Raw genomic sequence first — 13815 nt, forward strand, 5'->3', positions numbered from 1 at the left:
CCGATGCGACAAACTCGCCATCTCCTACCAGGCCGCACTCCACCTCGCCGCCATCCTCATCTGGGCACGGCGATGACCAAAGAGACAGAACCTAGTGCCGTGACCGGCAAGGTTCACCGGGTCGCGACGCCGGGCACGGCACCTCGCCGCGTTGTCGGACCACGCAAGTACGTCCGGTACGAGTCGTGGCCCTCCGCCTTGCGATGCACCGCACCGGACGCCGCAACCCGGCAAACCTTTCCGGTCACGGCACTAGCGGCCCCACCGCCGGCCCGCCCAGCCCGGCGCGGTCGTGGCGCACCCGTCGTGTCGGACCGATGAGTTCCGCGCCCGGCCGCAGTCTTCCCTACGAGCATTCGCACGTACGAGAAGGTGGACGATGAGCGACCTGCGCAGTCTCCTGGAGACCCACGTCGGTGACGGATCCCTGCCCGGCGCGGTGGCCTTGGTGGCACACCGCGAAGACGTCGAGGTCGCGGCCGTCGGCTCCGTCGACACGGCCGGTACCGCGCCCATGGCCCGGGACTCCCTCTTCCGCATCGCCTCGGTCACCAAGCCCGTGACCGCCGCGGCCACCATGATGCTGGTCGAGGACGGACTGCTGGCCCTCGACGTGCCCGTGGCCCGCTGGCTCCCGGAGCTCGGGGCGCCGACCGTCGTCCGTACCCCGGCCGCGCCGCTCGACGACGTGGTGCCCGCAGACCGTCCGATCACCGTCGCGGACCTCCTCACCTTCCGCGCCGGGTACGGCTTCCCCGCCGACTTCTCGCTGCCTGCCGTGGCCCCGCTCTTCGGCGCGCTGAAGCAGGGACCGCCCAGGCCGCAGGAGGTGGCGGCGCCGGACGCGTGGATGGCGGCCCTGGGGCGGATCCCGCTCCTTCACCAGCCCGGCGAGGCATGGCTCTACAACACTTGCTCCGACATCCTCGGGGTACTGATCGCCCGGGCCACCGGACAGCCCTTCCAGGACGTTCTCGCCGAGCGCGTCTTCGAGCCGCTCGGCATGCGGGACACCGCGTTCGCCGTACCGCGGGGGCAACTCCACCGGTTCACCAGCTACTACCGGCCCGCCCCCGACGGCGGCGGGCCGGAGCTCGTGGACACACCGGACGGCGAGTGGAGCACCCTGCCCGCCTTCCCGTCCGGCGCGGGCGGCCTGGTCTCCACCGTCGACGACCTGTACGCCTTCAACCGGATGCTGCTCGCGGGAGGCTCGTACGGGGGCGGCCGGCGACTGCTCTCGGCGGACTCGGTACGGCAGATGACCACCGATCACCTCACCGCGCCGCAGCGCGCGGCGGGCAGCCTCTTCCTCGAGGGACAGGGCTGGGGCTTCGGCGGCTCGGTCGACGTGGCGCGCCTCGCCCCGTGGAACGTACCGGGCCGCTACGGCTGGATCGGCGGCACCGGTACCGCCGCCCACATCGTCCCCGCCACCGGGACGATCACCCTGCTGCTCACCCAGCGGGAGTTGGCCGGGCCCGCCTCGCCCGAGGTGATGCGGCAGTTCTGGACCTATGCCGCCGCCCGCCCCTGACCGACCGTCCCTGACCGACCGCCCCACGGCGACCATCCGCACATCCCCTACGCCGCACAACCCCTACGCCGCACGGCTGCTACGCCCGCCGATCCGCCGCCGCCCCCGCCGCCCGTTCGCGCAGCCGGCGCTTGTCCGGCTTGCCGCGCGCGGTCAGCGGGACCACCCGTTCCCAGAACACGGCGGTCGGCCGGTGCGCCGGCGCCAGGTCCTTCTCCACCAGGTCACAGGCCGCGGCGGCGATCCCGTCGTCGGGCTCGTACCCCGCCGCCGGTACCAGGAAGGCGCACACCTCCTCCCCGGTGAGGTCGCTGTGCCGCCCCACCACCACGGCCCGGGCGACGGCGGGGTGCCGGGCGAGCGCGGCCTCGACGGGCACGCAGTACACATTGTCCCCGTGGACCATCACCACGTCGTCGAGCCGGTCGTCCAGGAACAGGTAGCCGTCGATCCCGAAGTGCCCGAGGTCCCCCGTCCGGAGCCAGCCGTCCCGCAGTACCCCCGCCGTCGGTTCGGGCCGGCCCCAGTACCCCGTCATCATCGCCGCCGACCGCGTCCACACCTCGCCCGTGCGGCCGGCCGCCACCGTGGCACCCCGTTCGTCGCGTACCACCACCTCCACCCCCGCGACGGGACGTCCCACCGACGCCAGCAGTTCGGGCCGTCCGCCCACCGCCGCGTCGTGGTCGGCGGGGGTGAGTCGGCAGATCACCGCCGCTTCGTTCGTGCCGTAGCCCTGGCGCCACCGACCGCCCCAGCGGGTCACCGCCTCGCGCAGCCGCTCGGGGTGGACGGGCGAATCGCCGTAGGAGACCGCCTCCAGCCCGGGCACACCGTGGGCGGTCGCCGGGTCGTCCAGCAGCCGGTACACCATCGAGGTCGTCAGGTAGGTGGCCACCGGCCCCAGACGCCGACAGGCCGCCGCGAACCCTGCAGGTGTGAACGGTTCGAGGATCTCGACCCGGCCCCCGGACCGCCACTGCTCCAGGCACCGCCCACCGGACCGCTGCGCCAGCGAGGTCACCGACAGGTACACCGACCCCGCCCGGACAGCCGCGCGTCCGGTGTTCCGGGCCGCCATCGCCCCGAAGGTCGAGGCCACCCCCTTGGGCCGCCCCGTGGTCCCGCCCGTGTACGTCACCCGCGCCACGTCGTCCTCCCGGGCCCGCACCGGCACGATGCCCGGCTCGTGCTCGGCGGCCCGGCGGAGCAGCTCGGCCAGCTGGAGCCGGGGCGCCCCGGTCCCGGGCACAGGCACATCGTGTACGACCAGGTCCGGCCGGCAGTCCCGCAGCACGAAGTCCAGCCCGTACAGGGCGGGCCCGGCGAGCACCTGGGTCAGTCGCGCGCCCAGCAGGTGCGCGGCGATCCGTACCAGCAGCACCTCCGGCCGGTTCGTGCCCGTGACGCAGGCCAGTCCCGAGCCACGCCCGATTCCCGCCCCGGCGAGCACCCCGGCCAACCGGCGGGCCCCGTCGAGCACCTGCTGGAATCCGAGGACGCCCGGGCCGACGCCGAGCGCGGGCTGCTCGGCGTACCGCTCCAACGCCCCTACCAGCGACGTGACATACCGCGCGGCGATCATGGGGGACTGCCTCTCCGCGTCGCTCCGGGACACCGGCATCATGGACGCCATGACGAACGAATCCCGTGCTCGTTCCTTCAGCTCCGCGGCCGCACGCTACGCGGCCCATCGCCCCGCGTACCCGCCCGCGCTCTTCGACACGCTGGCGGACATGGCCGGCTTCCCGCTGGCGGGGGCGCGCGTCGCCGACGTCGGGGCGGGAACGGGAATCGCCACAGCCCTGTTGGAGGCCCGCGGGGCCCTGGTGGTCGGGGTGGAGCCGGGCGAGGGCATGGCGCAGGAGTTCCGGCGCCGCAACCCCGGCACCCCGCTGATCCGCGCGGACGGCAACCGGCTGCCCCTGGCCTCCGGCTGCCTGGACCTGATGACGTACGCGCAGTCCTGGCACTGGACGGACCCGGCGCACGCCGTCCCCGAGGCCCTGCGCGTGCTGCGGCCCGGCGGGGCCCTGGCGGTGTGGCAGAACGATCCGGACACCGGGGTCGACTGGATCTCCGATCAGCAGAACCGGATCGAGGAGCGGTTCGGCCCGGGCTGGTACATCAACGAGCGCGCCCTCTCCCAGGAAGGCCTGCGCTTCACCGACCGTCGGCTGGCGTGGTCGCGTCGCGTCCCGGTCGACACACATATGGCCAAGCTGTCCACCCACTCCCTGTTCCTCATCGGCGAGCCCGGCACGGACGCGTTCCTGGAGGACGAACGCGCCCTCCTCATGGACCGGTTCCCGGACGGATGGGTGGAGGAGCACTACGTCGTCGAGCTGAGCGTGGCTGTCCGGGGGCGCGAGACCCGGTAGCACCTCATGCGTCGTCCGCCCCCGCTCGTCGCCTCCGGCGCGGCCCACGGGGCCGTTCGGGTGAAGCGTCGCAACCTGTGGTCCGCACGGCCGTTGATCAAGGTGCTTGTCACTTTGCACTCGTGCGACATAAGGACCACTGATGATCAAGAAGTTCATGGCCACCGCCGCCGTCACCGCGTCGATCGTCGGCGCGGGCGCGGCCCTCGCCGCCCCGGCCATGGCCATCGGCAACGACAACGGGATCAACACCGTCAACGGCAACAACGCCCAGCAGATCTACGGCAACCAGGAGACCCGCGGTGACCTGAGCCCGCAGCTCGGCGTCGTCCAGGGCACCCTGAACAAGCCCTGCATCGGCCTGCCCGTCAAGGTCAACGCCCAGTCGCTGCTCGCGGTCCTCGCCAACGTCGGCGTCCAGGACGTCAACGTCCTGTCGAACCCGCAGAACCAGCAGTGCACCGAGAACTCCACCCAGGCCAAGGGCGACGAGCCGCTCTCGCACATCCTGGACAACATCCCGGTCCTGTCGGGCAACGTCTCGGCCAACAGCTGACGCAGTCCCCTTGTGCGAGCCGGGGCCTCCGACGCCTGCGCGAGTGCCCACGGGGCCCCGGCTTGTTCCACCGGATCCACGGTTCCACGGATCCGCCTCATCCACCGGCGCGCGGCGGCCCACCCGGCCGCCTGGGTGGGCACCGAACCGCATGGCACAGAGCCTCCTGCCCGACCGGGCCGGAGGCTCTGCGTGTGTCGCGGGCCCTGTCGCCCTTGTCAAGACACGAATGTTCGAGACATGACGGGCGGTGTTCCGATCATGCCCACTGGAATCTCCCGCTTCACCCGGACGGCGTGAGGCCCACCAGGTCCAGGAGGCGAGTGTCGATGAATCCGGAACCCGCAGGGACGGACCGCTGGACGGCCGTCGGGCACGTGGACGGAGCCGACGGTGACCAGGACGGAATACACCTTGCCCGCACCGTCACACGAGAGGTACGGCGGACCGGGAAGCATTTCCTGCCGCAGACCCTGCTGCATCGGCTCGGTGAGATCCACACCCCCCGCACGCCGGACCGCCGGCCTCACCTCCAGGCGTTCCTCGAGTGCGTGCTCGACAAGCACCAGGGGCGCTACTGGAACCGGACCTACCTGTCCCTGCCGCTGCTGGAGCTCCTCCTGGGCGAGACGCACGACGCGCCGGACCCCAACCACATGGCCACGCTGCTCATATCCGACGTCATACGCTTCGAGCTCCAGGCGGAGGACCAGGCGTGGGAACCGCGGGAGCTGCGGGAGCCGCACGGATCCAGGGAAGCGGTGGACCGGGATCCGCCGGACCCGGTCACCCTGCGCAAGCGGCTGCACCACGCGCTGCGATTCGTGGCGGACGACCCCCGCGTACCGGATGCCGAGGACCTGACGTCCCGAGCGGCCCACGTGCCGTCGTCCCGCTGGGCCGAGGTCGCCGAGCTCCTTCCCCGACCCACGGCCACCGGGAGCGGCCACTGGTTCGACGTGACCGTCCAGCCTGTGTACGTGCTGCACGACGAGTACTTCTTCATCAGAGCGCTGCAGGCCCATGAAATGATCTTCACGGCGATCGCGGCGGACGTACGGGAGGCGATCGGGGCACTGCGCGCCGGCCGGCCGGTGGCTGCGGCCGACCACGTGGACCGTGCCACCGGTCTCTTCGACCGGGCCTCTGCACTGTTCCGGTTGGTGGCCACCATGCGACCCGGACACTTCTCCGCCTTCCGGCGGTTCACCCAGGGCGCCAGTGCCATCCAGTCCGAGCAGTACAAGCGCTTCGAGATCCTGTGCGGCCTCCCGACCGCCGCGCGCCTGACGTCGGGGGCCTTCACCCAGGTCCCCTCGGTACGGGCCGAGGCGGAGGGCGAGGGGCACGACACGGTGGTCCGCGCCTATCTGGACCTGCGTCGCTCGGCTTGTTTCGGCGAGGCCGAGTGGAACCGCTTCCGCGGCGCGCTCGGCGGGCTGGAGGAGCGGCACCAGCGCTGGAAATCCACGCATCGGAGCCTGGCCACCCGCATGCTCGGCGGGGCGCACGGGTCGGGTGGCACCGCGGGCGTCCCCTACCTGGCCGAGTGCCTGGACAACCGGCTCTTCTGGCAGCTCGGCGAGCGTGCCTGAAGCGCCTTAAGTGCCTGAAGGCGTCAGAAGGGTCGGGTCGGAAGGTACTTACCGTCCAGGGTGATGACCGCGCGCTCACCGCCCTCGGGGTCCGCGACCTTCCGGACGTCCAGCTTGAAGTTGATCGCGCTGATGATGCCGTCCCCGAACTGCTCGTGGACCAGGGCCTTCAAGGTGGTCCCGTAGACCTGCAGCATCTCGTGGAAGCGGTAGATCGTCGGATCGGTCGGGATGCCGCCGGGGATCGACCCGCGGGTCGGGACGGTCTGCAGGAGCCGTACCGCGTCCTCGTCGAGATCCAGCAGGTCGGCGACCGCCTTCGCGGCGGCCTCGGGCAGGGCGTGCTGGCCCAGCAGGGCGGCGGTGACGAACGCGACCGACAGGCCGGCCGCGTCGGCCAGCTGCTGCCAGGACAGGTCCTTGCGGGTCTTGGCGTCGACGGCGGTGACGGCCAGGGCCTGGCGGGCGGTGGGGTCGAACTGGGCGTGCAACATCAAGGTGTCCTTCGGAGAGGGGGAGATGAGGATGAGGGGCAGGGTGAGGGGCAGGGCGAGGGGGGCGGCGCTGGGGGCGGGTCAGCCGGCCGCAGCGGGGCCGACGTCCGTGACTGCGCCGGAGCGGATGTCGTAGACCCAGCCGTGCAGCGTGAGCGTCCCGGCCGTCAGCGCGTGGGCGACCGAGGGGTGGGTGGCCAGATGGGCGAGCTGGGCGCGGACGTTCTCGCGGATCAAGGCGGACAGCCGGTCGGGACCGGACTGCTGTGCGGTGCGGGCCACCGAGGCGTCCGCGTGGCGCAGCCAGCCCGCGACGGAGGCGGTGCCGCTCAGGTCGGCGCCCTCGGCCAGGGCGGTCATCGCCCCGCAGGCGGAGTGCCCGCACACGACGATGCCGGTGACGCCCAGGACGGCGACGGCGTATTCGATGCTCGCCGCCACCCCGTCCGGTCCGGATGTGTGGGCGGGGACGAGATTTCCGGCGGTACGGACGACGAACAGCTCGCCCGGCTCACTCTGGGTGATCAGTTCCGGCACCACGCGGGCGTCCGAACAGCCGATGAACAGGGTCGTCGGCCGGTGCACGGTGGCCAGATGGGCGAAGAGGTCCGTCTTGGCCGGAAACACCTCGCGCCGGAAACGGGCCACGCCCTCCGCGAGAGCGAGCGGGGCAGGCACGGCATGTGTGGTTCGTTGCATGGTCACTCCCCGAGTGGGATGCGCCCCCTGCGGGGCTTGACGTGTTCCACCATGCATGACCTGCATCTATTGTGTCCAAGACGCACTATCCATATCTGCCATCGATGCCATCTATAGTCGAGCTCATGGCTCTGGAACTGCGTCACCTGCGCTATCTGATCGCCGTGGCCGAACACGGCAGCTTCACTCGCGCCGCCGAAGAACTGCGGATCTCCCAGCCCACCCTGTCCCAGCAGGTGAAGCAGCTCGAACGCACCGTCGGCGTGCAGCTGTTGGACCGGACCGGGCGCGCCGTGCGGCTCACCGACGCGGGGGCGACGTACGTCCACTACGCGCGCGGCGCCCTACGGGACCTGGCCGCGGCCGAGCGCGCCGTCCTGGACCTGGCCGACCTCTCCCGCGGTCACCTGCGTCTCGCGCTGACCCCGACCTTCACCGCGTACCTCGTCGGCCCGCTCGTCGCCGCGCTCCACACCGCCCACCCCGGCATCACCCTGGAGGTCCGGGAGATGCCCCAGGACCGGATCGAGGCCGGGCTGCTCGCCGACGAGCACGAGCTCGGTCTCGCCTTCGCGGGGCCGCACCTGCCCGGGATCGCGGCGACCGCGCTCTTCACCGAGACCCTGGGGCTGGTCACCGCCGCCGGCGCAGACCCCGGCCCGCTACCCGTGGGAGACCTCGCGGCCCGCCGACTGGCACTGCTCAGCGGGGACTTCGCCACCCGCGAGCACGTCGACGCCTATCTCGCCGCCCACGGGGTCCGGCCGCACATCGCGGTCGAGGCGAACTCCGTCCAGGCGCTCACCGAGATCGTCCGGCGCACCACGCTGGCCACCGTCCTGCCCGACGCCGTCACGGACGACCACCCGTACCTGCGCCCCGTACCGCTGGACCCGGCCCTCCCGTCCCGGACGGTGACCCTGCTGCGCCGGGAGAGCGCGTACGAGAGCGCCGCGGCCCGGGCCTTCACCGAGCTCACCGCCCGCCTGGTCCGCGACCGGGGCTACCGCCCCCCGCTGCGCGAGCACGCGCAGCGGGAGGCGGCCGGGAGCGGGGTGGATCACTTGCCGGGGCACTCCTTCCAGGCCAGGTGATAGATGGTGTTGATGCTGCCGTCGGTGGAGTCCATCGTCATGTAGCTGGTCGACGAGGGGGACGAGGTGCCTCTGGTCACGCGCAGCTCGGTGTTGATGTTGAAGTTCCGCTGCACCCCGCACGGCGCCCAGACCAGTTGGGCCCAGTCGGTCACATCCGTGGCCTGCCAGTTGTCCTCCTGCGGGCCGCTGAAGTTGTGGGTGCGCGCGGCCGTGTCCGGTGAGCCCTGGAAGTAGTACGAGGCCTTCTCGGTGGCCTTGGCGCCCGACGCCAGCGAGGCGTAGCCCCGGTAGTCGGCGCTGGCGATCGCGTAGGTGAAGCCGCTGGGCACGTGCACGATCAGGCTGAGCTGGCAGTTCTTGCGCGCGGCCGTGGGCGGGGCGCCGCCGCCGACCTGGGCGAGGTACTGGCTGTAGGTGACGGTGAAGGCGGTGTTGTCCTGGGACACGGCGACCTCCGCGGTGTCCTTGGGACACCCGGATCCGTTGACCGTGGCGACTTCGATCACGATCCGGTCGGGCGGCGGGTCCACGATGGTGGAGGGGGTGGCGTGGGTGGGGAGGGTGGCGGTGAGCAGGGCGCCGATCGCGCCGCTCACGAGGAATCCGCCGGACATGGTTCTCCATTCCACTGCTTCGGTACCGGGCGGCGCGCAGGCGGGGGTGCCCGCGTGCCGGAGGGTGGGGGGTGCGGCCGGCCAGAGCGGGGCCGGGTCGTCACAGACCGGTGTGCAGGGTGGAACGGGGTAGGCCCAGGAAGGGGAATCTGGGCATGCCCCTGACAAGTCCCGGTCGGTGAAGACCGGGTGACCGAATCGTAGGAACACTGAGCGGGCCGGACCAGGGCGATCTCCGGCCAATCGCGCTCCCCGGCCCGGACCGGCCGGATCCGGACGACCGGCCGGAGCCCGAAGAGCGGAATCAGGCCGTGGCCGGCCGGGCCAGCCGCTCGACGCGGGCCATGAACTCCGTGGGATGGAACGGCTTGGCGAGACAGTCGCTCACACCGGCCTCCAGCGCGTGCACCGTGCACTCGGGATCGGCGGGCGGCAGCGCGAGGATCGGCACCCTGCCGTGATCGGGGTGCCGGCGGATCTCCTCGAACAGCGCCACCTCGTCCAGACCCGGCCCGGTGCGCTCGCAGATCACCAGATCGATCGGTCCGGCACTGCCCAGCAGGGAGACGGTGTCCACGCCGGTGCCGCCGTCGACCACGGCGAATCCCCGGGACACGAGGAGGCGCTCCAGCAGGCCCTTGAGGGTGGTCTCCCTCGCCACGAGGAGGATCCTGCTCGGGGTGTCGCCACTCATGTCGTTCCTCTTCATCCGGTGGGGGTCCCGCAGAGCCTACGAGGCGGGGCGTGTGCACGCCCGCTCCGGGGCACCTCATCCGGTAGCTTCGATCCATGAGCACAGAGCCGCAGCGCTTCGAGATCCTGCTGGTGCCCGAGCACATCGAGAACCTGCGCGGCGAGTCCGCGGCCGACCGGGCCCTGCGGGTGGCCACGGTCGAGGCGACCGGCGAGACAGGCGCCTCCGGCTACCCCCGCTACCGAGGGCAGGGCGTGGAGGCCGACATCGACCCGAGCACGCGCACGGTCGAGGCCCTGCTCGTCGACGGTGCGGAGCTGGACTACGGGCTGATCGCCATGATCGCCCCCGAGCAGGGCCGCGGCAAGCACTGACGGGGGAGACGGACGGTCCCGTGTCACCACCTGTGCCGGAGCGCTCCCGGTGGCGGGCCGGTCCGTCGCCGCGCTCGGTGCCGCACGGTCCGCGCACGCACGGTAGGGGAGGCGACGGGCCCGGCCCGGCCCCCGTGGTGCGGGGACCGGGCCGGGCTCGAAGCGGTCGGTGCTCAGGCGGGCGTCAGCTCACCTGGAGGGTGACGTCGTCCACGACGAAGGAGGTCTGCAGGGACTGGTCCTCCGTGCCGGTGAACTTCAGGGTGACGGTCTGGCCGGCGAACTGCGAGAGGTTGTAGGACTTCTCCGCATAGCCGGAGTTCGCGTTCAGGTTGGAGAGGGTCTCCAGGGTCTGGCCGGCCACCGAGACGGTGAACCGGTCGTAGACGACGCTCTCGTCCTCGTCCGTGTCGATGTGGAGGAAGAAGCCGAGCCGGTACGTGGAGCAGCCCGACGGGATGGTCAGCGTCTGGGAGGCGCTGTCCGTGTGGGTGGACCCGTACCCGGCCAGCCACGCCTTGTAGCTGCCGCCGTGCGGGGCCTGACCGGACTGGTTGGTGATGACGCCGGTGGTCGCGCTCCACGGGCTGGAGCCGTTCTCGAAGCCGCCGTTGGCCACGAGCTGGCGCGGGGTGCAGCTGCCGCCACCGGTGACGGTGAGCGAGTAGGTGCTGGTGTGGCTGACGGTGCCCGAGCCGGTGACCGTCAGGGTGTAGGTGCCGGGCGCCGTGCTCGCGCCGACCTGGACCGACAGCGCCGAGGAGCTGCCGGACTGGACGGACGTCGGGCTGAGCGTCGCGGTGACACCGGCGGGCGCGCCGGAGACGGCGAGCGCGACGGTCTGGGCGGCGCCGCTCACGGTGGCGGTGTTGACCGTGGCGGAGGTGGAACCGCCGGGGGCCGCGCTGCCCGCGGACGGGCTGACGGAGACGGAGAAGTCCTGCGCGGGGGTCTCACCGCCGACCGCCTGCTTCCAGACGGCGTAGGCGACACCGTCGGCACTGCGGTTCAGCACCGTGGCGTTGATGTTGTTCGTGGTGTCGCAGGAGCTGTGGTAGCAGGAGTCGTAGGCGGCGTTGGCCGTGCCGCCCCACTTCGTGGCCTGCGCCGAGGTCTTGCGGGCGCTGGCACCGGCCGCGTAGCCGGAGGTGGGGATGCCGGCCTGCTGGAAGGAGTAGTCGTCGCTGCGGCCCTGGCCCTCGGTGTTCTCCTCGGGCGCCAGGTTCAGCGAGGTCCAGTACGCCTTCAGCGGGGCGGCGGTGGTGGAGTTGACGTTGTTGATGAAGTAGCCACCGTTGGTGGAGCCGACCATGTCGAAGTTGTAGTAGCCCTTGATGGCGCTGCGCTGGGCGCTGCTCAGCTGGTTGACGTAGAACTCGGAGCCGTTGAGGCCCTGCTCCTCGTCGGTCCACCAGGCGAAGCGCACGTGCTTGGTCATCGTCGGGTTCTTCTGGGCGAGGACCAGGGCGTTCTCCAGCAGCGTCGCGGAGCCCGAGCCGTTGTCGTTGATGCCGGGGCCGGCCGAGACGCTGTCGAGGTGGGCGCCGAACATGACCGTCTGGTCGGCGGGGCCGCCCGGCCAGTCGGCGATCAGGTTGTTCGACGGGTAGGTGCAGGAGGTGCAGCTCTGCTCGGTGACGGTGTAACCGGCCGCCTGCAGCTTGCCCTTCACGTACGCCAGCGACTGGGTGTAGCCGGCGCTGCCCGCCCGGCGGTGGCCGCCGTTCTGGCTCGCGATGGTGTTGAACTGGGTCAGGTGCGCCTGCACGTCGGCGACGTTGATGTCCGGCGGGTCGTTGCCGGGTTGGGTCCCACCCACGTTGAGCGCGTAGTCGACGGTGTGGGAAAGGCTCGCGCCCTGGCCCTTGACGACGACCGTGGAGGCACCGGGGGCCGCGTTGGCGGTGGCGGTCAGGGTCAGCGTCGAGGACTGGCCGGACTGCACGGAGGCCGGGTTGAAGGTGGCGCTCACCCCGGCCGGCAGGCCGGAGGCGGTCAGCGTCACCGACTGGGCGTTGCCCGTGGTGATCGTGGTGCCGACCGTGGTGGTGACGGAACCGCCCTGCTGGACGGTGCCCGAGGACGGGCTCAGCGACATCGAGAAGTCGTTGTTCTGGCCGCTCGGGGTACAGGTCGGATCGGCGCTCTGGGCGGGTACGCTGATGCCGTCCCAGGCGGCCTTGGTCTTGTTGAAGAGGTCACAGGTGGCGTCCAGCGACTTGGCCGAACTCAGCGTCGCCGTACGGTACTTCTTGTACGACATGCTGCTGGTCTTGAGCAGCATGCCGCCGTAGAAGATCTTGCCGGCGTTCTGCACTCCGACACCGGTGAGCGAGGTGCCGTTGCAGGTGCTGCTGTTCGGCTTGCCGCCGCCGGGGCTGGTGCCCTCGGCCAGCAGGTAGAACCAGTGGTTCAGCGGGCCGGCTGCCGCGTGCACCTCGGTGCCGGGTATCGCGGAACTGTAGCAGGCCGGGTCGTTGTTGACCGCCGGCGGGTTGTACATGTTCCGGATCGGACCCCGGCCCTGGAGGTTGATGACCTCGCCGACCGTGTAGTCCGGGGTGTCGTAGGGGGCCGGCTCGTTGGCGAAGGCCTCGGTCAGCGCGCCGAAGATGTCGCCGGTGGCCTCACCGAGCCCGGACTCCTGGCCGCTGGTGCCGCCCGGGGTGTTGGAGTCGATGGCGTGCCCGTACTCGTGGGCCACCACGTCGATGCCGGCGATCCACTCGTTGGCGCTGTTGCGCCCGATGGTGACCGAACTGCCGTCCCAGTAGGCGTTGAGATCGCTCAGGCCCACCTTGGCGGGGAAGCTGCGGCCGTTGCCGCTGACGCCGTTGCGGCCCAGCCACTGGGAGAGCATGTCCCACTGCTTCTGCGCCGCGAACATCAGGTCGACGCAGCCGGTCTCCTTGCTCGTGGGGTTGCCGGTGCCCCAGGAGTCGGAGGACTTCGAGAAGACCGTGCCGGTGCTGTAGTCGGCGCAGCTCAGGCCGGTCCGGACCGGGTCGCGCAGCGTGTACGTGGAGCCCGAGGCGGTGGTGTCGATGGTGACCGGGCCCGGCCCGTTCCACTTGCTGTTACCGGTACCCGCGACCACCTCGTCGTAGCTGTCGACGAAGGCGCCGGTCCGCGCGTTCACGAAGACGTGCAGCCTGCTGGGCGCGGTCCTGGTACGGCCGCTCAGCACGGTCTCCCACGCCAGCACCGGCTTGTCGTCCTTGAGGCGGACCACGAGCCGGCTGCTCTCGACCTTGTCGACCGAGACCAGCTTCGCCCGCGAGGTGGACTCGGCGTCCTTCGCGGAGACCGACGCTTGGGTGGAGACGTCGATGCGCACGGAGGAGGCGGACTGGAGGGCGCGTACCTTGCCGGTACCGTCCGCGAGCACGACCGCGTCGCCGCCGACGACCGGCAGGCCGCGGTAGTTGCGCTCGTACGAGACGGAGTAGAGGTCCTTCACCCAAGGGGTGACGAGTCGTCGTTCGTACTGTTCCTGGGAGGAGTTGACCAGGGAGTCCAGGCCGCTGTCGACGGCCTGGTCGGCGGCCGCGACCGCACGTGCCGCGGGTGTGTCCTTCTGGGACGGGGTGGGCTGCGCCTGCTGCGCCGCCGATGCCGTCCCGGCCAGAGCGCCGGCGAGGCTCGCGGTCAGCGCCATCGCTGCCACGGCCGCCGTCCATCTGCTGGGATGCAACGTCCACTCCGATCGTGGGGGGTCGGGGATGAGTGTCGTTCGCGGCCGAGTATGAGCGTGAACATGACGAGATTGGGACA

The 13815-nt window shown here is 71.4% G+C and carries 12 protein-coding genes; 6 read left to right on the forward strand and 6 right to left on the reverse strand.

The genetic code is table 11. The annotated features are described in order from the left end of the window. The first annotated feature begins 379 nt into the window (after positions 1–379). Entirely contained in the window at positions 380–1537 is a 1158-nt protein-coding gene (locus tag BCL76_RS33445) for a serine hydrolase domain-containing protein (RefSeq protein ID WP_109783131.1), read from the forward strand. Positions 1538–1616: 79 nt separating this feature from the next. Here the strand turns inward: BCL76_RS33445 and BCL76_RS33450 are convergent, their stop codons facing one another. After that, positions 1617–3173 carry an AMP-binding protein gene (locus BCL76_RS33450; protein ID WP_109783132.1) on the reverse strand — a complete coding sequence of 519 codons (1557 nt, stop codon included), beginning with the start codon at positions 3171–3173 and terminating at the stop codon, positions 1617–1619. Here BCL76_RS33450 and BCL76_RS33455 point away from each other — a divergent pair. From BCL76_RS33455 to BCL76_RS33465, 3 genes are all read left to right on the forward strand, one after another. Further along, positions 3172–3918, forward strand: coding sequence for a class I SAM-dependent methyltransferase (locus BCL76_RS33455; protein ID WP_109783245.1), 747 nt, complete (start codon positions 3172–3174; stop codon positions 3916–3918). The two genes, BCL76_RS33450 and BCL76_RS33455, sit on opposite strands and share 2 nt — an antisense overlap. 142 nt (positions 3919–4060) lie before the next feature. Beyond that, positions 4061–4474, forward strand: a complete 414-nt coding sequence (locus BCL76_RS33460; protein ID WP_109783133.1) for a rodlin — start codon at positions 4061–4063, stop codon at positions 4472–4474. A gap of 329 nt (positions 4475–4803) precedes the next feature. Then, entirely contained in the window at positions 4804–6069 is a 1266-nt protein-coding gene (locus tag BCL76_RS33465; RefSeq protein WP_109783134.1) for a tryptophan 2,3-dioxygenase family protein, read from the forward strand. 23 nt (positions 6070–6092) lie between these two features. Here the strand turns inward: BCL76_RS33465 and cynS are convergent, their stop codons facing one another. Both cynS and BCL76_RS33475 read right to left on the reverse strand, forming a co-directional pair. Then, complete coding sequence (cynS, locus tag BCL76_RS33470; RefSeq protein WP_109783135.1) at positions 6093–6563, reverse strand: cyanase; 471 nt, start codon at positions 6561–6563, stop codon at positions 6093–6095. A gap of 81 nt (positions 6564–6644) precedes the next feature. After that, a complete protein-coding gene (locus BCL76_RS33475; protein WP_109783136.1) occupies positions 6645–7262 on the reverse strand; it encodes a carbonic anhydrase in 618 nt (205 codons plus the stop codon). A 125-nt stretch (positions 7263–7387) separates the two neighbouring features. Here BCL76_RS33475 and cynR point away from each other — a divergent pair, with 125 nt between their 5' ends. After that, positions 7388–8356, forward strand: coding sequence for a transcriptional regulator CynR (cynR, locus tag BCL76_RS33480; protein ID WP_181382847.1), 969 nt, complete (start codon positions 7388–7390; stop codon positions 8354–8356). Here the strand turns inward: cynR and BCL76_RS33485 are convergent. Both BCL76_RS33485 and BCL76_RS33490 read right to left on the reverse strand, forming a co-directional pair. Further along, on the reverse strand, positions 8323–8973 hold the full coding sequence (locus BCL76_RS33485) for a DUF4360 domain-containing protein (RefSeq protein WP_109783137.1): 651 nt from the start codon (positions 8971–8973) through the stop codon (positions 8323–8325). The genes cynR and BCL76_RS33485 overlap by 34 nt on opposite strands. Positions 8974–9277: 304 nt before the next feature. After that, positions 9278–9667, reverse strand: coding sequence for a response regulator (locus tag BCL76_RS33490; protein ID WP_181382848.1), 390 nt, complete (start codon positions 9665–9667; stop codon positions 9278–9280). A gap of 95 nt (positions 9668–9762) precedes the next feature. Here BCL76_RS33490 and BCL76_RS33495 point away from each other — a divergent pair, with 95 nt between their 5' ends. Then, positions 9763–10041, forward strand: a complete 279-nt coding sequence (locus tag BCL76_RS33495; protein ID WP_109783139.1) for a hypothetical protein — start codon at positions 9763–9765, stop codon at positions 10039–10041. Positions 10042–10225: 184 nt separating this feature from the next. Here BCL76_RS33495 and BCL76_RS33500 read toward each other — a convergent pair whose 3' ends face one another. Next, the gene (locus tag BCL76_RS33500) at positions 10226–13699 is read right to left on the reverse strand and encodes a M28 family peptidase (RefSeq protein WP_109783140.1); all 3474 of its coding nucleotides are present in this window, start codon (positions 13697–13699) and stop codon (positions 10226–10228) included. Between the last annotated feature and the right edge of the window lie 116 nt (positions 13700–13815).

Source organism: Streptomyces sp. CG 926 (assembly GCF_003148825.1).
Taxonomy (GTDB): Bacteria; Actinomycetota; Actinomycetes; order Streptomycetales; family Streptomycetaceae; genus Streptomyces.